Below are 22676 nucleotides of genomic sequence, written 5' to 3' on the forward strand. Positions count from 1 at the left end.
CTCATAACCCGATGATTAATGCTGGCGCTATCGTTGCTGCGTCACTTATCAGAACGATGGACGATAATGTCGACCGGTTCCATTACGTTATGGATGCCTGGAAAGCCATGTGCGGTGGACATCCTCCCCGTTTCAATCAGTCTATTTATGAATCGGAACGGGAGACAGCTGACCGCAATTTTGCGCTAGGCTATTACCTCAAGGAACATGATGCCTTTCCTGAAGGCGCCGATCTCGTCAAGACGCTGGAGTTTTACTTCCGCTGCTGCTCCATTGAACTTAGCGCTGAGAATATGGCAGTGTTTGCCGCGACAATGGCTAATGGCGGCATTTGTCCCGTCAATGGGGAAAGGGTTTTACAGACACAGCATGTTCAGCACTGCCTTTCGCTGATGTGTACATGCGGGATGTATGATTTCTCCGGTGAGTTTGCTTTTGAGGTCGGGTTGCCGGCCAAAAGTGGCGTGGGTGGAGGGATCATTGTGTCGATTCCCAATGTGATGGGATTATGCATATGGTCGCCACGCCTGGATGTTCATGGCAACAGTGTACGCGGTGTTGAGTTTTGTCGGCGTCTTATTCAGCAATTCAAGCTACATAATTTCGATAGCCTGACCGTAGGTACAGGCAGGGTGGATCCCCGATTAAGCCTTAACCAGATCAAGGCCAGCAGAGTGTCAGAGTTGGTCTGGTCGGCCAGCAAAGGTGATCTTGGCTCTATTCACCGGCTACTGGTGAGTGGTTATGATCAAAACGTCGCCGATTATGATGGGCGTAGCCCCCTGCACCTGGCAGCCGCCAATGGTCAGTTAGCCGTCGTCCAGTATTTTGTTGACAATGGCTCTGAGGTGAACCCGAGAGATCGTTGGGGATATACCCCTCTTGATGATGCACGGCGTTATGACTATCTGGATATCGTTGAGTTTCTTGAAACCCATGGAGGTATAGGGCAAGAGGCTGAGTTGATACACCGTCAAAAAGAGCACGTGTGCAATAGTGATGATGATAAAGATTTTAACAAGCATGCAGAGCATACAGTGGAGTTGATTTACGCTGCCAGCAACGGCAACCTGGCGGCCATCGAGCAGATGATGGCAAGGGGGCTGGATATAGTTAACGTGGCAGATTACGACATGCGAACGCCGTTGCATCTGGCAGCCTCTGAAGGTCACGACCTGGTGGTCAAGTACCTGGTAATGCATGGTGCATCACCGACTGTTAAGGATCGCTGGGGGAATACCCCTCTCGACGATGCACGGCGTCAATATCATGAGGGAATTGTCGTGTTTCTCGAGACCTGCAGGGAGTAGGCGATGGCCACCGGCGCATTATCGGTAGATCAGTATCCAGCCATAAATAATCATCCATTGTCGCAATGATAAAATGCACCAGAAGACTTCCCTTGTTTGCTTATGCTATGACCTTACAGGTATCAGCTCCGGTTGTGATGAAATTGATTAAGCCTGTCTCTGACGTTGAAAGAGCCAACCTTGATGAACTGTAAAAAAACCATCCGAAATACCATGTCAGAAGAAAGACTCATGCTATTCTGAGCAGCTTCGAAGGTTTTGCGGTTAATGATATCAGTCGCATCTTCAACGTTATTGGGAGTTGAAGGGAATACCCGGTCTTCTTCAGCGCCGCAGACCGGTCATGAATCAGACCCGTTGATTACGTATACATAACAATCCGTAGCAAGACTGTCAGCTACTCCCGCCCAGAGGAGCTACACGACAACGTCATTGGAGAGTTCATCGCCAGAATGTCGTATCAACCGGTTGGAAACATGACCGTATAAAACAATAATGCGACTAAACAATTTCAGTCGCTATTGTTATGGATCGTGTTCCGTAGCCACTCGGAAAACGAAGCGACCCGGGAATAGACGCCGTACTTGTAAGGTTGTCCACAGCCACTACCCCAGGAAACGATACCCGCCTGAACCGGGCGACCATGATGTTTGATAATCAACGGACCACCGCTGTCGCCGTAACAGGCATCGTTGCCGCCATCGATATAGCCAGCGCAGATTTCATTTTCAGAGAGATCGCCATTCTCACTGTTGAACATGGCGCAGAAGAACCATGGTGCGATGGGGACATTGACCGTATGAAGCAGGGAGGGGAGGCCGCCTTCTCCTTCATTTTCATTGGTGATGCCCCAGCCTGAAACTCTGGCCATGGCGCCTTCGTAGCCAGATTCCCGCATGATGCGTTCGTCAGCTGGTGGCAGGTAGGGGATGTCTGTGATGGGTTCTTTCAGTTTGATCAGGGCGATATCGCCATCGCCTTCCCACCAGGCCGGCGTCATGATGGCGACCGCTTCGGCATAAATACCTTGTGACGAATCCGAGATGTCCGTGACGCCAACCCGAATGTCCAACCCTTCAAGATCCCCATTGTCGTTGTCATAGTCTTCCACGCAATGTGCTGCTGTCAGCACCCACTGGGGCGCAACCAGGGAGCCGCCACAGAAATGCTGTCCGAAATCCTGCAGGGAGACTTGCCAGGGCTGGCTTTCATCGGCAACCGGCTGCCCACCGATGATGTTGAAAGCTTGGGCATCATTGATGCTACCTGATGAAACAAAGGGGGAAAAAAGCATGCTGAGTGAGAGCAGGGCTGATAATGAATAGCGCTGAATAAATGTGTCCATAGGGTTTATTGAGCTCCATCTCCTGAAAGAAAAGGCTGCCAGCTGATGTCAGACAGGGACTGACTTCAGCCATTCAGCCAGCTATGAACATAAGACCACAAGAAATGAAGGGGGTTCACTTTGATTGGGGCCGGTGGCCTGTACTTGTTCCCAGCCTCTTTCTGGCTTGCATGATCCGGGGTGATAGCGCATGCTCCGCGCTAACACTGGGAATGATAAATACCATGTCTTCATGTTGTATCTCAGGCCAGGACTGGCGTCCGGCGCAGGCATTGACCACGCCGGAGGAATGGCGTCCCTGGCTGCTGCACAGGGGGTCGCTGACCCTGAAACTCCAGCAGGAATTTCCCGGCACTTTCGCTGTTGAGGTGCTTCGGCATGACTGGGGGATTCCGAAGCCTGCAGAGCGTCTGGCCCTGGATCTCCAGGACCGTACCCGGGCCAGCATCCGTGAAGTGCTGCTGATCTGTAATGGCCAGCCCAAGGTGTTTGCCCGCAGTATTCTGCCGGTCACTTCGTTGCAGGGTCGTAACCGCTGCCTGCTCCAGTTGAAAGAGCGTCCGCTCGGTGAGGTCTTGTTTGCAGACCCCAATCTCAAGCGGGGTGAAATCGAAGTCTCGTCACTGGCTGCCCGGATCTTTAATCCTTGCCTGTCTTATGAGTATTCTGATCAGCTCGCCTGGGGGCGACGTTCAGTTTTTTATCTGTCAGATAAACCGTTGCTGGTTAGCGAGTTTTTCCTGCCCGATCCCTAAACGGTTGCAGCCCGCCGTGAGGACTTTTAGACTGCGGCGGAAATAATGCACGAATTCAGGGGACCTATGAAGGCGACGCTCACCCGCTATTTTCCTCGCCTCGATGACTTTTTCCGGCTCATGCGCCTGGATAAGCCCATAGGCACGTTACTGTTGCTGTGGCCGACACTTTGGTCGCTCTGGCTGTCGGCAGAAGGTGTGCCGAATCCGGGAGTGCTGGCGATTTTTGTTGCAGGTGTTGTGCTCATGCGCAGTGCCGGCTGTGTTATCAATGATTATGCCGATCGACGTTTTGACGGGCACGTGAAGCGTACCTGCATGCGGCCGATCGTTACCGGAAAAATAACCGGGAAAGAAGTCCTTACCCTGTTCGCCGGACTGGTGTTTGTTTCCTTTATTCTGGTTCTGATGACCAATCCGCTGACGATTGGTCTGTCATTCGCCGCGCTGGCGCTGGCCGTCATCTATCCCTTTATGAAGCGGCATACGCACCTTCCCCAGGTCGTTTTGGGCGCTGCTTTCGGGTGGTCGATCCCGATGGCGTGGGCGGCCCAGACCGGTGAGCTGACAGTGATTACCTGGTTGCTTTTTACGGCCAATCTCCTCTGGACGGTGGCTTACGATACCCAGTACGCCATGGTGGATCGGGATGATGATCTGCGTATCGGCATTAAATCAACGGCCATCCTTTTTGGTGAGCTGGATACGCGGATTAATGCGGTACTGCAGATACTTGCACTGGTGGGACTACTCTTTGTCGGGGCGAAACTGTCACTGGGTTGGTTCTATTATCTTGGTCTTGTAGGCGCTGCCGGGTTGTTTGTTTATCAGTACCGTCTGACGCGTACCCGTGATCGGGACGGCTGTTTCAAGGCATTCCTGAATAACCACTGGGTGGGTATGACCATCTTTGCCGGTATTTTCGGTAACTATCTGATCAGTGGGTAATAGTGCCTCGTTTGAACTGGTTTCTACGTTTTCAGCTGGCTGTCATTTGTCTGTAACATTCAGTCGGTGTAATCCCTACTAAATAACGGGTGGTTTGGAGCCGGAAACAGGGAGACGGGACAGGGTAATGACAGGCAATAATATTCTGATCGTGGACGATGAAGCGCCCATTCGCGAAATGATTATGGTGGCGCTCGAGATGGCTGGCTACCACTGTCTGGAAGCGGAAAACTGCACCGAGGCCCACGGCATTATTGTCGATCAGCGGCCTGACCTGATCCTGCTGGACTGGATGCTGCCTGGTGGCAGCGGCATTGAATTTGCCCGTCGCCTGAAGCGGGATGAACTGACCGCTGATATTCCGGTCATCATGCTGACCGCGAAGTGCGAGGAAGACAACAAAATCCAGGGGCTGGAGACGGCGGATGATTACATCACCAAACCCTTTTCTCCCCGCGAACTGGTGGCACGCCTGAAAGCGGTGCTGCGCCGCGCCGGAACCGCTGAACAGAATGATCCGATTGTGGTGGAAGGGGTGACGATGGATCCTGTCAGTCACCGGGTCACCATTGATGGCGCACCCTCCGACATGGGGCCGACCGAATATCGCCTGCTCCAGTTCTTCATGACCCACCAGGAACGGGCCTATACCCGGGGCCAGTTGCTTGATCATGTCTGGGGCGGTAATGTCTACGTGGAAGAACGCACGGTTGACGTTCATATCCGCCGGTTGCGTAAGGCGCTGGGCAGTGAGTATGAGCGTCTGGTGCAGACTGTCAGGGGTACCGGGTACCGGTTTTCCACACGGGCCTGATCGTCTGAATCATAAGTCGAATTCCTGCATCCTGACTGGGGATGACCTGCAGGAGTTGTCATCGTAAAGGGTTGATCCAACGTGAATCGTAACTGGCAGTCTGCTGTTATCCGGCGGCTGGTGCTATTGCTGGGTGCCTGCCTGTTGCTGGGGCTGGTCACCGACCAGATTACTTTATGTTTATTGCTCGGTGTTTCCGGCTACCTGGTCTGGACTTTGATCCAGATGTTTCGCCTGGGTCGCTGGCTGGAAGCCAGTGAATTCTCGGAGCAGGAACCCCCTACCAGCCAAGGCCTTTGGGGCGCAATCTTCGATAATATCTACCGTCTTCAGCGTCGGCAGCAGAAATCCCGACGCCGGTTGCAGGCGGTGATTGATCGGGTGCAGGCGTCCACCGGTGCGCTCAGTGATGCGATTGTCATGGTGAACAGCCATGGCTGCATTGAATGGTGGAACCCGGCCGCGGAACAATTACTGGGTTTCCGTTCTCCCGACGATCAGGGACAACACATTACCAACCTCATTCGTGATCCCCGGTTTATTCGTTACTTCGAACAAAAATCCTATAACGAACCGTTGGAGTTACCTTCTCCGGTTATTGAGAACATTCGGCTGCAATATTCCATTACGCTTTACGGGACGAATAACCGACTGGTTGTCGTGCGGAATATCACCCGCCTGCATCAGCTTGAGGTGATGCGGAAAGATTTCGTCGCCAATGTGTCCCATGAATTGCGTACGCCACTGACGGTCATTACCGGTTACCTGGAAACCATGCAGGACGGACTGGAATTGATGCCGGATAAGGCACCGCCTGTCTGGAAGCGTGCTCTGACACAGATGCTGACTCAGGCCGAGCGGATGCAGAATATCATCAGTGATCTGCTGACCCTGTCCAGGCTTGAAACCTCTGATAATCAGTTAGACCAGAGTTCCGTCAATATTCATGAACTGCTGGACACGGTTGTGCATGATGCAATGGCATACAGTCATGGAAAGCACCAGGTGAAGCTGGATTGTCCTGACAATGCCTGTTTGACCGGAAACCGGGATGAGTTACGCAGCGCCTTTTCCAACCTGGTTTACAACGCGGTGAAATACACGCCAGAAGGCGGCGATATCAAGGTTCGCTGGCTGGAGAACAGTTATGGCGCCACGCTGCAGGTGAAGGACAACGGCATCGGTATTGATCCACAGCACCTGCCCAGGTTGACGGAACGGTTTTACCGGGTGGACAAGGGGCGTCATTCACAAACCGGTGGGACGGGCCTGGGGCTGGCCATCGTCAAGCATGTGTTGTTGCGCCACAATGCGGTACTGGATGTCAGCAGCAAGCCGGGTAAGGGCAGTACGTTCTCCTGTCGTTTTCCTGCTGCGAGGCGGGAATGTTGTTGATAACGGCTATCTAGCGTTAACTGTTTCTTAATCGATCGACTTGCCATATGACGATTATGTGCCATCTTCTTCTGGCAAATGTCGTTTATCTTGCAGTACTTCGTTGTCAGCTGTTTCCATCCTCTGTAAGGCCTGCCTGGCAACGGGGATTTTCCCTGTTATACCGCCCAGCCTGATGAGTATTATCATGAAAACGGAATGTTTAACGGGTCTCCTGTTAGGTGCGGTCGCGTTGTCATTACCGGCCTTTGCCCGTGGTCCGTAATGCACTGATACGTGGGTGGTTTGTTATGTCATCAAGCTTGCAGGCTGGCAGCACGCCACAGGAGGGGTGGCGCAAGTGGCAGTGTGTCGTCTGTGGATTTATTTATGATGAGGCAGAAGGATGGCCGGAAGATGGCATCGCGCCGGGCACACGCTGGGAAGATGTACCAGAGGACTGGCTGTGCCCGGATTGTGGTACCGGCAAGCAGGATTTTGAGATGATGCGGGTTTCGTAAAGAAAAAGTCAAAATCCCATATATCGAGTTTTGGGTTTGACCGACAAACTATCTGTTGTGCTTTTTCTGCCAATGTTTCGATAATTTGACAGTTTTTCCGGAGAATAGAGGGCTTCAGGGTATTGCCCTGCAGTAGTGGACTGTTTTAAGGTTGAGTTCTGCACCACAACACACGGTGTAAGACCGCTTTCTCTCCGGGTACAGGAACTGGCCCGGTATGGAAAACCCAAAAGAAGAAAAAAATACTCCAAGGAGTCGAGAGGGAAAACTATGCGCAAACCAGACCTTGTTGATGCTATCGCTGATCGTGCCGATCTCACCAAAGACAAAGCCACTGACGCACTGAACATTCTCCTTGATGAAATCACCAAGGCGCTTGAGCGTAAGGAATCAGTGAACCTGATCGGCTTTGGTTCTTTCGAATCCCGTGAGCGTGGTGCGCGCATGGGTAAAAACCCCCAGACTGGCGAACCGATCCAGATCAAGGCCAGCACCACCGTTGGCTTCAAGCCCGGCAAGGCGCTCAAGGAAGCAGTAAACGACTGATACCGGTTATCTGGCCGGCCATCAGCCGGCCAGTATGTCGTCTTGTTACTGACCCTTAATATTGACCCTCATACTATCCCTGCCACTGTACATCTCGTTGTCACCCGCTAGAATGCCTCGGCTGAATCAGGAAACACCCACGGGGGAGTCTTAGAATGAAATTTCGCTTGCTGCTTTGGGCGCTGGGCTTGTTGATGGCACGCGCCAGCCGCACTAACCCGGATTTCCGGAAAAAGCTGGAAGACAAAGACCTGGTATTCCAGATTACCAGTGATGATGGCGTTGCCCGCCATTACATTGTGAAGGATGAGCGTGTCCGCGCACGCAGTGGCGCCGTGGATTCTCCGGCGTTTGGTATTAATTTCACGTCTGCTGAGAAAGGGCTGAAAGCGCTGACGGCCAAGAATGCGCAGGTCGCCTTTATGCAGGGCATTCAGGATCGGGATATCGTTATCCAGGGTAATCCTGCGTTGGTCATGTGGTTCCAGTCGCTGACCAAGTACCTGAAACCCGGGAAAAAGAAAAAATCAAAAAGCGCAGAATCTAAAAAAGCCGCTTGATGGTTTGTTGTCTGCTGCGGTGAAAACCGAGGGTTTTACGCCTCCATCGTCGACTGACGATGGGGGGCGGCAATGACATAACAATGTTTTAGTAGCATATAGTTGATGAGGCACGGGAATAGAGATTCGCAGCGGCTGAGCCCAATACTTCAAAGTCCATTTTCAATACCTGAACTGAAAAACTGGGTATTTGACAACTTCTCTGACGGTTAAGTTCCGTAGGCGTCACGCTTCGGCGTAACGATCACCCTGGGGTAACCAGCGACGGATCAGTGGTTCTATGTTGTCCGGATGTTCGGTCATTAACAGGCTGGCGGCTTGTTTAACGGTGTCGAGCAGTTGCTCATCACGTTGCAGGTCAGCAACCCGGAAATCAATCATGCCGGTCTGGCGGGTGCCGAGTACTTCGCCGGGGCCGCGTAATTCCAGGTCCTTTTCAGCAATGACAAAGCCGTCTGTGGAATCGCGCATTACCTGCAGACGTTCTTTCCCCTGTTGCGACAGCGGGCCGTGATACATCAGGACGCAATGGCTGGCGATTTTCCCTCGTCCGACCCGACCGCGCAGCTGATGGAGTTGAGCAAGACCCAGGCGTTCCGGATTTTCTATGATCATCAAGCTGGCGTTGGGGACATCTACGCCGACCTCAATCACTGTCGTAGCCACCAGAAGGTGCAGGTGGCCTTCCTTGAACGCCTCCATGACCTCGGCCTTTTCAGCCGCTTTCATACGACCATGGATTAACCCGATGGACAGTTCAGGCAACAATTCCCGTAATTGCTCCGCCGTGACTTCAGCGGCCTGGCATTGCAGTGCTTCGGACTCTTCAATCAATGTGCAGACCCAGTAGGCCTGACGACCTTCAAGGCAGGCACTGCGAACCCGCTCAATAATCTGGTCACGACGGTCATCGCTGATCACAATGGTGTTGACCGGGGTTCGTCCGGGGGGAAGCTCATCAATGACAGAGCAGTCCAGATCTGAGTAGACGCTCATGGCCAGCGTGCGCGGAATGGGGGTTGCCGTCATAATCAATTGATGAGGCGTGGCGCCGTGACCTTTTTCTTTCAGCGCCAGTCGCTGATGCACACCAAAGCGATGTTGTTCATCAATAATGGCCAGCCCAAGTCGGTTAAAGATGACGTCTTCCTGGAACAGGGCATGGGTACCGATAATGACAGCCGCTTCACCGGTGCGGATCAGCTCCAGTTGTTGTTCACGTTTTTTGCCTTTGGTTTTTCCGGTCAGCCACGCAACGGTGATACCAAGTGGCCTCAGCCATTGGCTGAAATTCGTGTAATGCTGTTCCGCCAGGATTTCGGTAGGCGCCATCAAGGCAGCCTGGAAATCATTTTCGACAGCCTGTAAAGCGGCCAATGCCGCGACAACCGTTTTGCCTGAGCCAACATCGCCCTGCACGAGGCGAAGCATCGGTGCCGACTGACCGAGGTCTTCATCAATCTCTTTTGCAACGCGCTGCTGGGCTCCCGTTGGTTTGAACGGCAACTGTTCGAGGAATTGTGTCGTCAACTTATGCCGTGGAGGCATGGGGTGACCTTCTTGTCGCCGAATACGGTAACGTATTTTCTGCAGGCTGAGGTGGTGGGCCAGCAGTTCTTCAAAGGCCAGACGTTGCTGGGCAGGATGCTGGCCTTCGAGCATGGTCTGTACATCCGCATCTGGCGGCGGGTTATGCAGGTACCGTATGGCTTCCACCAGGGGCCACTGGTGATAGGCGCTGAGCAGGGAGGCGGGTAGCCATTCCTGCAGTGCATCCGGATGGCGCATAAAGCCCAGTGCCTGACTGCAGAGTGTGCGCAGACGCTGTTGAGTCAGTCCTTCCGTGCTGGGGTAAACAGGCGTCAGGGTATCTTCGACGGTTGTCGTTTGATCATCCGAGATAATGCGGTATTCCGGGTGATACATCTCCAGTCCGCTGGCGCCCCGGCGAGGTTCGCCAAAGCAGCGTATGATGGCACCCCGTTTCATGGCATTACGCTGGGCGCCACTGAAGTGGTAAAAACGGAGGCTGATGGAGCCGGTACCGTCCTGAACCCGGCAGAGCAGGCTGCGTCGGCGACCATTAATAATATCGGCGGCGACAACGGTGCCCTGGACAACCGCATCCATTCCAAACTGGAGTGCTCCGAGTGGTGTGATGCGGGTACGATCCTGATAACGAAGCGGCAGGTGAAACAGCAGATCCTGCAGGGTATGAATTCCGATCTTCGCGAGTTTGTCAGCCAGCGCAGCGCCTACGCCTTTCAGGCTGGTGACCGGGATTTCATGCAGTTTGTCCGCCATCGTCGAGCCCTATCGTTTAGCAGGCTTGCCTTTAACAGGTTGGGTCGAGCACAGTCGGATAGCCTGTTCCAGCACGTCGATGGCCTTGGTGCGTGGGAAGCTTGCTCGCCAGGCAAGGGCAACGGTTCTGGATGGCGCAGGCGACTTGAATGGCCGGGTTGTCAGCAATCCCTCGGCGTAATGCCGGTCATCGGCTGCGGACATTGGCAGTACGGTGATACCCATACCCGAAGCGACCATGTGACGGATCGTTTCCAGCGAGCTGGCTTCAATATCCATACGACTATTGTTGCCCTGGGTACTATCTTTTTTGTTCGTCAGGGCGGGGCAGGCCGCGAGAACCTGGTCACGGAAACAGTGACCTTCACCCAGCATCAAAACATCTTCAGCCTGCAGGCTGAGAGGATCAATCGTCTTTTGTTTTGTCCAGGTGTGGCTGCCAGGCATTAGTACAGTAAACGGTTCATCGTAAAGAGGCTTGGTGACGACATCCGGTTCGGTAAACGGCAGGGCAATGATAATGGCATCCAGCTCACCCATGCGCAGCTTCTGTCGTAAGACTGCGGTGAAGTTTTCCTCAATATAGAGCGGCATGGTCGGTGCCGTCTTGGTGAGCTGGGGAATCAGGTGTGGAAACAGGTAGGGGCCAATTGTGTAAATTGCGCCAACGCGCAGCGGGCTGGACAACTGGTCCTTGCCCATACTGGCAATTTCCTTGATAGCGCTGGTCTCTTCCAGCACTTTCTGCGCCTGCTCAATGACTTTTTCACCGAGCGGGGTGACGCGCACGGCGGTTTTGCTGCGTTCGAAGATCGCAATGCCCAGTTCATCTTCCAGCTTTTTCACGCCAACACTGAGCGTCGGCTGACTGACAAAGCAGCGCTCGGCGGCTTTGCCAAAATGCCGCTCCTGGGCGAGGGCTACGATGTATCGGAGTTCTGTCAGTGTCATGGTCAGTATTGTACTGTGAAAATAAACAGTATTGCTACGGGGCGGACTGCAGCCCATTGAAAATTTCTATTACAATCTCCTGTCATGGTAAACGACTTTGGCAGCAGTGCAATGGCAGAAAAGATAAGGGTTTTCATCGCGGGTTGCGGGGATGTGGGAGGTCGCCTGGCGGAGCGCTTGTTGGCGTCAGGTCAGTATGACGTGTGGGGGCTTCGCCGCAATACCGCTCAACTGCCTGCGGGAGTGAGCCCGGTGGCAGGTGATCTGGCGGCCGATGAGGAGAACCTGGGGGATTGGCCGGCAGAAATCGATTACTTGGTCTATTGCGCGGCGGCTGGTAGTCGCGATGAGTCGGTGTATCGTGCGGTCTATCTGCAGGGTATACGGCATGTACTGTCTAAAGTCGCTTCGATGAAGACGCTGCCCAAGCGGATTTTCTTTACATCCAGTACGGCGGTTTATCACCAGAATGCAGGGGAATGGGTCGATGAATTGTCGGAGACCTCACCGGCTGGTTTTTCAGGGCAGGTGATGCTGGAAGCGGAAGCACTGCTTCAGCAGGCAGATATTCCCGGAACCAGTATTCGTTTCGGAGGCATTTACGGTCCGGGGCGGGATTATCTTTTGAGGCGGGTTAAAAGTGGCCAGGGATATCGTGAGACACCGGTTGTCTATGGTAATCGCATTCATGCCGATGACTGTGCAGGGATGCTGCACTATTTAATCGAGAAAGACCGTCAGGGCGGCAAGTTGGAAACATTATACGTTGGTGTTGATAATGATCCGGCACCCATGCATGAAGTGACTGACTGGTTGGGGAAGCAACTGGGTATTACGGTAAAACCCGGCGACGATGTCCCTTCCCGTGGTTGTAAACGTTGTTCCAATGCCCGGATAAAGAAAGCAGGTTACCACTTCCTTTATCCTTCTTTCAGGGAGGGTTACCGGGCATTATTAGGTCTCAGTTGAGCTCCAGAATCGCTTCAATTTCCACGGGAACGCCTTTGGGTAATTCCTTCACGCCGACAGCTGCCCGTGCTGGATAAGGCTGTTCGAAATATTGTGCCATGACTTCGTTGACCAGTTGGAAGTTGCCAAGATCCGTCAGGAATATAGTGATCTTGGCGGCATCCTGCAGACTGCCGCCAGCGGCTTCAGCGACGGCCTGCAGGTTACGGAAAACCTGGTGGGTCTGTGTGGTGAAATCACCTTCCACCACTTCCATGGTTTCCGGTACCAGTGGGATCTGGCCAGACAGATAGACAGTGGTGCCGACCTTGACGGCTTGTGAATAAGTGCCGATAGCGGCTGGCGCCTTGTCTGTGTGGATAATCTGCTTGTTGCTCATAAGTAGAATCCTGGTTCACTGGTCTCTGTTTCTTGTCCGTAGGAAGACTATACCAGAGTTGAGTGTTATGGCGCTGATCCTGACTGAAGGCTGTGCGTTTGGTGATGCTCCAGAGTGCTGGTGTGCGAATAGTTCAAATCGAAGGGGATGAACAAGATAAATAGGCTTGTTTGGTGTGGGAAGAGTGAACCATCGATTGGTTTGTTGAGTATCATGAGGCAAGCGTGTACGAGATGTGAGGATGGAGAATGGCATTACTGAAGCGCGTAGCATGAAGATGACGTGTAATACTTAATTCCAAACAGGCGCGTTTCCTTGAATTGAAATCAAATTAGCTGAAAACGGTCAGGCAATTCCCTTTGCCGTTTGCTACAGGGATTGAGTGATGTGTTTGTTCTTACGGTTTGAGTACACGGATTTCTTTCACGTCAATTTCAGGTGTTTCCATCACACCGGCATCAACCTCACCACGAATCTCTACCAGACTGTTTTCGTTGATATTCTGGGCAGGCATCAGGTGGTCATCAATTTCAACGGGAATGTCTCCGGTACCATCGCTGAAGATATAGGTTTCATGTTTCTTTTTTCTTACTAGCTTCCCCTCAAGGACGACGTACATATCGTCTTTTGGCGCTTTGTTGATTGCAGCTACGCTGGTAGGTTCACCTCCGGCGCCGGGACCTGTGTAGTCGGCAAAAGACATGCTGGAAATGCACAGGGCCAGTGCAATCGCCAGGCTGTGGATAACGGTTTTCATGATCTGTCTCCAACGGCATAAGACGTTGAAGACAGCGTAGGTCAGTTTATCAGGTTGTTCATGTCGAGAATGACGGGGAGAGAGGGTGAAAGGCGCCGGGCGTTCCGGAACGTTTCAGGAGTTGTGCCTCAGTTCACGTTCTTTGAGAAACTGCCAGAGCTTATATAAGCCATCAGCTTCCAGGAAGTCGGGCATATCAATACTGTAGAGAGAGGTTTGCGGGATTAACTGGAGTGTTTGCCAGCCGCCTTCTGTGGGCAGGGCAAATCCATTGTTCAGGATAAAACAGTCGATGACTGCTGCAGTCAGCTGATCCATTGAATCTGTGTTCATGTCACTCTCCTTTCAGTCAGTTATTACTGTATTGGAGCGCCCGGAACCATGAAGGTTCCGGAGAGTGACTATTTAGTTGGAGGCAGGGGGTTGATTGGGGAAATCAGGCTTCTCGTCGGCGTGAGATGGAAGTAACCCCACGAATTGTGCGTAATCGCCGGATGACCTGGGCCAGATGCACCCGGTCTTTCACCTTGATCAGTAGCTGTGCAAGACTCAGGCGAGCGTCTTTCTCCTCGACGCTGATTTTCTCAATACTGGCAGCAGCGGCGGTTACCGTGGTGGCGAGGGAGGCAATCATGCCCTGTAACTGCTCGAAGGCGACTTCCAGGTCGACATAGAACTCGCCATGGACATTCTTGTCCCAATCCACTTCCAGTATTTTTTCCGGGTTGTGGCGAATTTCAGTGATATTTCGACAGGAATCGGTGTGAATAACCAGACCACGCCCGGAGCTGACATGGCCCACAACCGGATCCCCGGGAATGGGATGGCAGCATTTGGCAAAGCTGATCACCATGCCTTCTGTACCGCGGATGGTCAGGGGTTTCTCCGGATTGGACAGGTCCACCTGGTGTGCGATGGATTCGTGGGTGTCAGCCAGATGGCGAGCCACCAGGTAAGCCATACGGTTACCCAGGCCAATGTCTTCCAGCAGATCCTCCAGTTTGTCGAATCCGGTATGCTCCAGAGTTCGGCTGATATCGGCTTTCTCCAGCTCCTCCAGCCGGATACCCATGGGCGTGAGCACCTTGCTGAGCAGGCGGCGGCCCAAGGCAATGGATTCCGTGCGTTTCTGGTTTTTCAGATAATGACGGATATTGGAGCGGGCCTTGCTGGTGGTAACGAAATTCAGCCAGGCTGCATTGGGGCGGGCGCCCGGAGCCGTGATGATCTCCACCGTCTGGCCGCTTTCCAGCGGCTGGCTCAGGGAGGCCAGTTTGCGGTCGATCCGGCAAGCCACACAGCCACTGCCGATATCGGTGTGGACGGCATAGGCAAAATCGACCGGCGTAGCTCCCCTTGGAAGTTCTAAAATGTCGCCTTGTGGAGAGAAAACGTAGGTATCATCCGGGAACAGGTCGACTTTGACGTTTTCGATGAATTCGAGAGAGTCACCCGCCTTCTGCTGCAGTTCCAGCAGGTTCTGTAACCAGACACGGGTACGGTCTCGGGAGCCTAGCAGTGCTTCATCGCCGGTCTTGTAAAGCCAGTGCGCCGCAATGCCGTTGTTGGCCATGTCTTCCATTTCCTGGGTGCGGATCTGGACTTCGACGGGAATACCGTGCAAACCAAACAGCGTGGTGTGGAGCGACTGGTAACCGTTGGCTTTGGGGATGGCGATGTAATCCTTGAACCGTCCCGGGATCGGCTTGAACAGATTGTGCACCAGGCCAAGGCAGCGATAACAGCTGTCAATGCTGTCCACGATAATGCGGATGCCGAAGACATCCATGATCTCGCTGAAGGACTTACGCTGTACTTTCATCTTCTTGTAGATGCTGTACAGATGCTTTTCACGACCCATGACGCGGCCGTTCAATCCCTGCTTTTCGAGCCTGTTAGTTATCGATTCGACGACTTTCGTAACAATTTCAGATCGATTTCCCCGCGCGTTACGCACCGCGTGGGTGAGCATGTTCGAGCGCATGGGGTGCATGGCGGCAAAGCCGAGATCCTCGAACTCAATACGCATCTGGTGCATACCAAGACGCTGTGAGATCGGTGCGTAGATATCGAGGGTTTCCTTGGCGATACGGCGACGCTTTTCGGGGCGCAGTACACCCAGGGTGCGCATGTTATGCAGGCGATCCGCCAGCTTGACCAGGATGACGCGGATATCCCGGGCCATGGCAAGCGCCATTTTCTGGAAGTTTTCTGCCTGCGCCAACGTCTTGTCTTCAAACTGCATGTGGGTCAGTTTGCTGACACCGTCGACGATCTCGGCGACAACGTCGCCGAACTGGTCGCGAATGGCGCCTTTTCCAATTCCCGTGTCTTCAATGACATCATGCAGCATGGCGGCCATCAGGCTCTGATGATCCATGTGCATGTCAGCAAGGATGCCGGCCACTTCCAGGGGGTGGGTGACGTAAGGTTCGCCGGAGCGGCGTTTCTGTCCGTCGTGGGCCTGTTCCGCGTAGTAGTAAGCGCGTTTGACCAGGTTGATCTGGTCTGTATTCAGATAGGCTTTGAGACGATGGGCAAGACTATCGATGGTCGGCAATGCCCGCCTCCTTTGGCTACAGGCTTCAGGTTCGCTGAACGGTATACGCGGTACCGGTGACGGTTGCAGCAGACAAAACGTCTGTCGGGTACGGCGGCTGCATGTATCGGGTCGTTGGAGCCTTCCGCTCCCCGGTATCGTGGTTACTGCATGTTCAGCTGCTGACGGCACAACAGGCCGCCGTCAGTTTGGTTCAGTAGAAGCCTGATCAGGGAGCGGGCGAAGCCTCTGGTCGGGAGTGTTTACTCGAGACCCAGGAACAGTGCGGCTTCGTCGTCGTCCTGCTCTTCCTTGTCGAGCGCCTTGGGATCGATGACACCTTCAGCGATTTCACGCAGGGCCATGACGGTGGGCTTGTCGTTTTCCCAGGGCAGTTTGGGATCCTTGCCGCCGATGGTCAGCTGGCGGGCGCGCTTGGAAGCGGCCATCACAAGCTCAAAGCGGTTGTCGACGTTTTCGAGGCAGTCTTCTACGGTTACTCGGGCCACGTTATGCTCCGGTCTATATCAGGCTGGAACTAACCAGCATTAATGAGTGTGTAAAGAGTGATTTTACTGAAACACAGCAGATTATGACAATAGCTCACGCAGTAGTGCTTGCCGATATGTCTGCTGGAACGGCATGTTCAGACGCTGTGCCCGGACAATGGCTTTCAGGTCAAACAGTGCATCGTCGAACTGGTCGTTGATGATCAGGTAATCAAACTCGCCGTAATGTGACATTTCATTGACGGCAAGGTTCATCCGTTTTTCGATCACGCTGGCGTCATCGGTCTTGCGGCCGACCAGGCGCTCGTGCAGAGCCTGCTTTGAAGGCGGGATGATAAACAGGCTGACGGCGTCTGGCATCAGGCGGCGAACCTGCTGGGCACCCTGCCAGTCGATTTCCAGAATGACATCCTTGCCCTGGTTCAGCTGTTCCTCGACCCAGGCTTGAGAGGTGCCATAGTAGTTGCCAAAGACTTCGGCATGTTCAAGAAAGGCATTCTGCTCGATCATGGCCTTGAATTCGTCGACAGAGGTAAAGTGGTAGTTAACACCGTCAACTTCGCCGGGGCGCATCGCACGGGTGGTATGGGAAACGGATACGCAGATATGCGAGGTCGATTCCACCAGTGCCGCTACCAGGCTGGTTTTTCCCGCGCCGGAAGGGGCTGCGATTATATAAAGCGTGCCTTTGCTCATGCCTGTACAAAAAACCTGTTTACTATCTGTTTAAGGTTAGCTCCGTGATGCCGGCTCTGCCGACATCACGGAATATTTCTTGTCTGGTCTGCCCTGTTGATAACATGTTCGTATTTTGGCCTGAAGTCTCGCGAGAAGACGTTTCAGGTCTGTTGATAAGTTATTGGCAAACCTGTGGGTAATGTGTGCAACACTATTTTTTGTTCTTATAACCAACTGTTTTTATTCAATATTCTGGACTTGTTCACGCATCTGCTCGATGAGAACTTTCAGGTTCACCGCAGACTGCGTAGTGCCCGCGTCAATCGCTTTTGATGACAGGGTGTTGGCTTCCCGGTTCAGTTCCTGCATCAGGAAGTCCAGGCGACGACCGATAGCGCCGTTGTCGTTGTTGAGCACCCGGCGAACTTCGGTGACATGGGTGGTCAGGCGATCCAGTTCCTCGTCCACATCGGCTTTCTGTGCCAGGAAGACGAGTTCCTGCTCCAGCCGGTTCGGGTCGGTTTCAACCCGCGCATCTTCAAGACGCTGAATGATTTTATCCCGTTGTGCCTGGAGTAGTGCGGGCATTTGCTGGCGGACTTTGCCTGCTTCTGCTTCCACGCTGTCGATGCGCTGCAGAATAAATTGTTTGAGTTCTGCTCCTTCACGAGCCCGGGTTTCGCGGACCTGATCCAGTGCCTGCTCGAAAGCCTGCAATGCGTTCAGCTGGATTTCCTTGATGTCGGTTTCGTTCTGCTTGAGCACGCCGGGCCAGCGCAGGACATCCATCGGATTGGTTTTGGCAACGCGATCGATATGCTGCTTGATTTGCTCCAGGGCGGTATTCAGGTCAATCAGAACAGCGGTGTTCAGGCTCAGTGACTGGGAATTCTCCAGTGGCATCACCCTCAGGCTGCATTCAACCTTGCCGCGGTTCAGGTTGCGGCGCAGCATTTCCCTGAGGCGTGACTCGATTTCCCGCATGGTTTCCGGCAGCCGGAAATGGGGCTCCAGATAACGATGATTCACGGAGCGAATTTCCCATACGAGACTGCCCCAATCATGGCTGGTTTCAACCCGGGCGAAGGCGGTCATGCTTGCGGTCATTGGCCTGTATCTCATGCTATCCAGGAGGGAGTGCCTGCCGGTTCCGGCGAAACCGGTCAATCTTCAGTCGTTCTGAAGAGCTGCGGCAGTCGATGCCTGGCGGTGAATAAAACCATTAATTCTAAACTGGATGGCGTAACGGTGATAGTTGGGACATGCCGTGGCGTCGTAATGAACGGATTCTGCTTCGGGGTGGATGTTCGTTATAATCCGTCCACTGTATTTTTCATACGCTGTTTAAGCAGGTAGACAAGTTATGCGTCCAAGTGGAAGAGCGGCAGATCAGTTGCGCGATATTCGGATTACCCGGGGCTATACCAAGCATGCCGAGGGTTCCGTGCTGGTGGAGTTTGGGGATACCAAGGTGATCTGCACCGCCAGTCTTGAACGCAGTGTGCCGCGCTGGCTGAAAGGCATGGGGCAGGGCTGGGTGACGGCAGAGTATGGCATGCTGCCCAGGGCGACCGGCGATCGGACCGGACGCGAAGCGGCCCGTGGCCGTCAGGGCGGACGTACCCTGGAAATTCAGCGTCTGATTGGTCGTTCACTGCGTGCTGCGGTTGATCTGAAGATGCTGGGTGATAACACAATCACCATCGATTGTGACGTAATTCAGGCGGATGGCGGCACCCGTACAGCCTCTATTACCGGTGGTTGTGTCGCCCTGGTCGACTGCATTCGTCATATGCAGCGCAACAAGTTGATTCGCAATGATCCGTTCAAACAGCTGATTGGTTCAATTTCTGTTGGTATGTACAACGGCAATCCGGTGCTGGATCTGGATTACCCGGAAGATTCCAATGCCGAAACTGACATGAATGTTGTCATGACCGAAAAAGGTGGATTTATCGAAATCCAGGGAACGGCCGAAGGTGAGCCATTCGATCAGGCGCAGATGGACGCCATGATGCAACTGGCAAAGCAGGGGATTGACCAGATTCTGGCAATCCAGCGTCAGGCGCTGGAAGCCCCCTGATTCGCTGAGATTTATCCCACAATAAAAAAGCCCGGTTTAACCGGGCTTTTTTATTTATCAGAACGAGAGTTCCCACTCATAGTCAATGATGACGGGGGCGTGCCGGGAAAATGCTTCCCCAGTATAAATACCGCCATTCAGAACACGGTGACGCATGCCGGAAGTGGCCATCTGGTAATCGAACCGCCAGCCCATATTTTTGTCGCGCAGTCTGTCATCTTCCCACCAGGTGAACTTGCCACTTTCGCGGTCGACTTCACGATAGGTATCCACATAACCCAGCGGGCCGGTGATTTCATCCATCCATGCCTGCTCGGGTGGCAGGAAACCGGATGTAGTCTGGAAGTCTCGCCAGTTGGCCACGTCTATCTTGCGGTGGGCAACCTGCCAGGTGCCGCAGATCAGGAACTCCCGGCGCTTACGCTGCTGTTTGTCGAGATAATGGAGGTAATCCCCCATGAACTTGAACTTTACATTCTGGGAATCGTCATCCGCATTACCTTCCGGTACCAGCAGGCTGGCAATGCTGATCTTGTCGAAGTCTGCCTGGATACAGAGTCCCTGGCTGTCGGCGACCGGGAAACCGAGTCCGGTGATGATCGCCTTGGGCGGAACACGGGAATAAAGTGCGACACCGCCTTTTTCCTTCTCAGGATCATAGCCTTCAAAGAAATAGCTGAAATACTCATCCGGTGTGTAAACCGGGTCGGCCAGTTCGGACTCGCTGGCTCTGATGTCCTGCAGACAGATAACATCTGCATCCTGGGCCAGCGCCCAGTCGAAAAAGCCATTCCCGGCTGCGTTTTTTATACCTTCACAATTGAAGCTGATGATTCTCATAGCGGACCCTTTATGCAAGCGGCGCTATGATACCGTCGCCGTTACCTCTAAACCAATATGTTACGCAAAGTAACTGTGTGTTGTGGTGTGTGAGGTGTGCCGTTTCATCCATCAAATCTGTACAAACCATTAGCATTTATCTCCCGCCATGAGTTTTTGTGTATGCATATCAGCATGGCGCTGTCATGTTTTCGCGGGCCGGTGCGCAGAACCAATGGGTTATGGAACTTTCAGTTGATGAATGCTGTCAATCGGGCAAAAGGTCAGTGCGCGGGACTCGCCTGGCATTCCCGTGACGCCATGTCAGGTGACAATTTTTACTGACTGAACGTTATCCGTATCCACCACACAGGAGTTAATGCAGCAATGGAATCAAACAGTTTAGCGACATCATTATCGACTGTGAGACACCGGGGAGCGCAGCGCCATTCGCCAGACAGTGATCGGGAAACCGCTTTCGGGTTAACCGTGGATTCTGACACCGGCAGCATACAGGCGCCTGCCGTGCATCCGGTGTCCCGCACGGCAGACGGGGTGCTTGGCAATCGGCATGTGGCCGAGCGCACTGAGCAGGATCGGTTATTCTACGGTTTCATAGGCACGCTGGTAAAAAGCGCGGTGTCCCAGATTTCTCCCTGGATCGGTTGGGGAATGACGCTGTTTTCTGTGCTGCCAGTGGCCCAGGGCAGGAAGTTCATCAAGCTTTTCAGTCCTGGGAACATCGCCCGGATCGGCAAAGAGAAGGGGTTTCCGCGCAATGGCGATTATCAGCTGATGGCTGACGTGGATGGTCACGATATCCTGTCCATTGGTACGCCGGATAAACCGTTCGATGGCCGCTTTGAAGGCATGAATCACACGATCCAGAACACCAGAGCCTGTCTGTTTGAATCAGCGAGTATTGGTGCTGAAGTCAGTGGGGTCAAACTTGTCGGCGCCAATATTACCGTAGACAGTGATAATGGAGATGCAGGTGTTTTGATCTGTCAAGCCCGGGGGCTGGAAAATATTCACCATAACGCAGTGATAGGCGCTCATATCTATGGCAATGGCAGGGAGTCCAGTTTGGGCGGATTAGTGGGCGCCTCCGCCACTGCTGGTTATGGCGGTCAGTACCATTCAAACCGGGTATGCGATACCCATCTGCTGATGAACGCTGATAGTGGGCACGCAGGGTTGCTGTTGGGCAATAACCATATGGACGGCGCCACCATCAGGGAAAATATCATTTGTGACAGCACGGTCACGGCCCGTGAGTCGTACTCCAGTGCCGGCGGCCTGCTGGGGAGAAATTCGGGTGCGAATATTCAGGTCAGCAAAAACAGGGTTGTGGGGAACCGGTTTCTGGTAAAGGGGACCAGTTCCGGTTCAGCAGGCATTGGCTTGAATGCTGATTTTTCGGACAACCTCAAAATGGATCACAATATCATCAGTGGCAACGATATCAGGGGGCAGGGTAATGGCGTCTCTGTGGGCGGGCTGGTCGGGGATGACTCATCCGGTAGCGGCCTTCAGCTGGATCAGAATTTGCTGGGCTGTAATCGCTATGAGGCAAAAGGGACAGGCTCGGTGGCAGGCATCGTGACAGGCGCTGTTTACAGCGATAACGCCCGTATCAACAATACCCGTGTTTTACGCTGTACATTGGACGTACAGGGTGATTATTCGAACGCAGGCATTGAAGGTGTGATCTTTGGCGAAGGCGCACAGGTTACGAATCTCGATTACGACAACTGCACCAGTGTCCGCCTGAACGGAAAGGAAATCATGATCGACAGGGCAACGGATGCAGGCACGGTGGGTATGGCGGGATGTGAATCTGTCGCGGAAGAATGCGCTGACATTGCACGGGAAACCTGTGCGCCCTGCCGGGAGATGGCCGCAGTCACCGTCACCACTCCGACAACTGTCATTAACCCCGGGGTTGCCACCGACCCGACAATCGCTGATCCGACAACAACCCGGAAAATCCTCGCCGATAAGGTGGATGTCTTTCCTTCCGGTGTCGTCAGCCGGTTGTTTATGGGGTTGGGGATTGTATTCCTGGCAGGGGTGTTGGCTGATTATCTGTTCCACGTTGCAAGACGGATTCGTAAGAGTGAGCCTGTTCGCAAGGTGGTCTGCGGAGCGGTAGCCAATCTCGCGGAGGATGTATGGTCCTGCTGGTCCTGCCGTAAGAGAATGGGATTAACGCAGGCCCGGGAGCGGACAGCGACTGTTGGCAACACGCCGGAGGATTCACCGTTGCAGTCGACACAGGAACAGCAGGACTCTCCTGTTTAGACCAGCGCCAAATTAACCGATGCCAGAAACAAATGGGCAGTGAATTTTTTATGCTTTCAGAGCAAAACACGAAGGCATCATACGCGGCGATCAGGCTATAGTTGGGAAAAAAGATCAGCGCCTTGTTGCCAATGCCGTCCACGGATGCCTATTGCAGACACAGTGGTGCGCAGGTGTCATTGGGTTCGTGTCGTTCGGGGGGGTAATGGGT

22 protein-coding genes are annotated in these 22676 nt (G+C 53.5%); 11 read left to right on the plus strand and 11 right to left on the minus strand.

All coding sequences use genetic code 11. The annotated features are described in order from the left end of the window. Nucleotides 1–1310 (plus strand): glutaminase (locus AC27K1_RS20320; protein ID WP_487152621.1); only part of this gene is annotated, 1310 nt, incomplete at its 5' end. Nucleotides 1311–1821: 511 nt separating this feature from the next. Here AC27K1_RS20320 and AC27K1_RS20325 read toward each other — a convergent pair. Continuing rightward, entirely contained in the window at nucleotides 1822–2655 is an 834-nt protein-coding gene (locus AC27K1_RS20325) for a S1 family peptidase (RefSeq protein ID WP_487152622.1), read from the minus strand. Between the two features lie 224 nt (nucleotides 2656–2879). Here AC27K1_RS20325 and AC27K1_RS20330 point away from each other — a divergent pair, with 224 nt between their 5' ends. The 7 genes from AC27K1_RS20330 to AC27K1_RS20360 all read left to right on the plus strand — a co-directional run bounded on the left by AC27K1_RS20330 (nucleotide 2880) and on the right by AC27K1_RS20360 (nucleotide 8173). Then, nucleotides 2880–3410, plus strand: a complete 531-nt coding sequence (locus AC27K1_RS20330; RefSeq protein ID WP_487152623.1) for a chorismate--pyruvate lyase family protein — start codon at nucleotides 2880–2882, stop codon at nucleotides 3408–3410. Between the two features lie 66 nt (nucleotides 3411–3476). After that, nucleotides 3477–4358, plus strand: coding sequence for a 4-hydroxybenzoate octaprenyltransferase (gene ubiA, locus AC27K1_RS20335; protein ID WP_487152624.1), 882 nt, complete (start codon nucleotides 3477–3479; stop codon nucleotides 4356–4358). A 127-nt stretch (nucleotides 4359–4485) separates the two neighbouring features. Further along, the gene (gene phoB, locus AC27K1_RS20340; RefSeq protein WP_487152625.1) at nucleotides 4486–5172 is read left to right on the plus strand and encodes a phosphate regulon transcriptional regulator PhoB; all 687 of its coding nucleotides are present in this window, start codon (nucleotides 4486–4488) and stop codon (nucleotides 5170–5172) included. An 81-nt stretch (nucleotides 5173–5253) separates the two neighbouring features. Further along, on the plus strand, nucleotides 5254–6567 hold the full coding sequence (gene phoR / locus AC27K1_RS20345) for a phosphate regulon sensor histidine kinase PhoR (RefSeq protein ID WP_487152626.1): 1314 nt from the start codon (nucleotides 5254–5256) through the stop codon (nucleotides 6565–6567). Nucleotides 6568–6869: 302 nt separating this feature from the next. Then, nucleotides 6870–7067: a rubredoxin gene (locus AC27K1_RS20350; protein WP_487152665.1), complete on the plus strand. Its 198-nt coding sequence runs from the start codon at nucleotides 6870–6872 to the stop codon at nucleotides 7065–7067. A gap of 135 nt (nucleotides 7068–7202) precedes the next feature. Then, the gene (locus AC27K1_RS20355) at nucleotides 7203–7613 is read left to right on the plus strand and encodes an HU family DNA-binding protein (protein ID WP_487152627.1); all 411 of its coding nucleotides are present in this window, start codon (nucleotides 7203–7205) and stop codon (nucleotides 7611–7613) included. Between the two features lie 155 nt (nucleotides 7614–7768). Continuing rightward, complete coding sequence (locus AC27K1_RS20360) at nucleotides 7769–8173, plus strand: helicase (protein WP_487152628.1); 405 nt, start codon at nucleotides 7769–7771, stop codon at nucleotides 8171–8173. A gap of 225 nt (nucleotides 8174–8398) precedes the next feature. On the opposite strand, the gene recG is transcribed toward AC27K1_RS20360, so the two are convergent. Both recG and AC27K1_RS20370 read right to left on the minus strand, forming a co-directional pair. Continuing rightward, nucleotides 8399–10477 (minus strand): ATP-dependent DNA helicase RecG, encoded by a 2079-nt coding sequence (gene recG, locus AC27K1_RS20365; protein WP_487152629.1) that lies wholly within the window; start codon nucleotides 10475–10477, stop codon nucleotides 8399–8401. A 9-nt stretch (nucleotides 10478–10486) separates the two neighbouring features. Continuing rightward, a complete protein-coding gene (locus AC27K1_RS20370; protein ID WP_487152630.1) occupies nucleotides 10487–11428 on the minus strand; it encodes a LysR substrate-binding domain-containing protein in 942 nt (313 codons plus the stop codon). A gap of 111 nt (nucleotides 11429–11539) precedes the next feature. Here AC27K1_RS20370 and AC27K1_RS20375 point away from each other — a divergent pair, with 111 nt between their 5' ends. After that, a complete protein-coding gene (locus tag AC27K1_RS20375; RefSeq protein ID WP_487152631.1) occupies nucleotides 11540–12397 on the plus strand; it encodes an SDR family oxidoreductase in 858 nt (285 codons plus the stop codon). Here AC27K1_RS20375 and AC27K1_RS20380 read toward each other — a convergent pair. From AC27K1_RS20380 to AC27K1_RS20410, 7 genes are all read right to left on the minus strand, one after another. Continuing rightward, nucleotides 12390–12776, minus strand: a complete 387-nt coding sequence (locus AC27K1_RS20380) for a RidA family protein (protein ID WP_487152632.1) — start codon at nucleotides 12774–12776, stop codon at nucleotides 12390–12392. The two genes, AC27K1_RS20375 and AC27K1_RS20380, sit on opposite strands and share 8 nt — an antisense overlap. 397 nt (nucleotides 12777–13173) lie before the next feature. Continuing rightward, complete coding sequence (locus tag AC27K1_RS20385) at nucleotides 13174–13533, minus strand: NirD/YgiW/YdeI family stress tolerance protein (protein ID WP_487152633.1); 360 nt, start codon at nucleotides 13531–13533, stop codon at nucleotides 13174–13176. 114 nt (nucleotides 13534–13647) lie between these two features. Continuing rightward, a complete protein-coding gene (locus AC27K1_RS20390) occupies nucleotides 13648–13866 on the minus strand; it encodes a hypothetical protein (RefSeq protein WP_487152634.1) in 219 nt (72 codons plus the stop codon). 103 nt (nucleotides 13867–13969) lie between these two features. After that, a complete protein-coding gene (gene spoT / locus AC27K1_RS20395) occupies nucleotides 13970–16093 on the minus strand; it encodes a bifunctional GTP diphosphokinase/guanosine-3',5'-bis pyrophosphate 3'-pyrophosphohydrolase (protein WP_487152635.1) in 2124 nt (707 codons plus the stop codon). A gap of 242 nt (nucleotides 16094–16335) precedes the next feature. After that, nucleotides 16336–16581, minus strand: a complete 246-nt coding sequence (gene rpoZ / locus AC27K1_RS20400; RefSeq protein ID WP_345197798.1) for a DNA-directed RNA polymerase subunit omega — start codon at nucleotides 16579–16581, stop codon at nucleotides 16336–16338. 81 nt (nucleotides 16582–16662) lie between these two features. Further along, nucleotides 16663–17277, minus strand: a complete 615-nt coding sequence (gmk, locus tag AC27K1_RS20405; RefSeq protein ID WP_487152636.1) for a guanylate kinase — start codon at nucleotides 17275–17277, stop codon at nucleotides 16663–16665. A gap of 222 nt (nucleotides 17278–17499) precedes the next feature. After that, the gene (locus AC27K1_RS20410) at nucleotides 17500–18366 is read right to left on the minus strand and encodes a YicC/YloC family endoribonuclease (protein ID WP_487152637.1); all 867 of its coding nucleotides are present in this window, start codon (nucleotides 18364–18366) and stop codon (nucleotides 17500–17502) included. Nucleotides 18367–18622: 256 nt separating this feature from the next. On the opposite strand from AC27K1_RS20410, the gene rph reads away from it, so the two are divergent. After that, a complete protein-coding gene (gene rph, locus AC27K1_RS20415) occupies nucleotides 18623–19342 on the plus strand; it encodes a ribonuclease PH (RefSeq protein WP_487152638.1) in 720 nt (239 codons plus the stop codon). Between the two features lie 57 nt (nucleotides 19343–19399). Here the strand turns inward: rph and AC27K1_RS20420 are convergent, their stop codons facing one another. Continuing rightward, nucleotides 19400–20182, minus strand: coding sequence for an exodeoxyribonuclease III (locus AC27K1_RS20420; protein ID WP_487152639.1), 783 nt, complete (start codon nucleotides 20180–20182; stop codon nucleotides 19400–19402). Nucleotides 20183–20548: 366 nt separating this feature from the next. On the opposite strand from AC27K1_RS20420, the gene AC27K1_RS20425 reads away from it, so the two are divergent. Continuing rightward, nucleotides 20549–22465 (plus strand): hypothetical protein, encoded by a 1917-nt coding sequence (locus tag AC27K1_RS20425; RefSeq protein ID WP_487152640.1) that lies wholly within the window; start codon nucleotides 20549–20551, stop codon nucleotides 22463–22465. Nucleotides 22466–22676 lie beyond the last annotated feature (211 nt).

This window comes from Kistimonas ophiarachnellae (assembly GCF_057552235.1).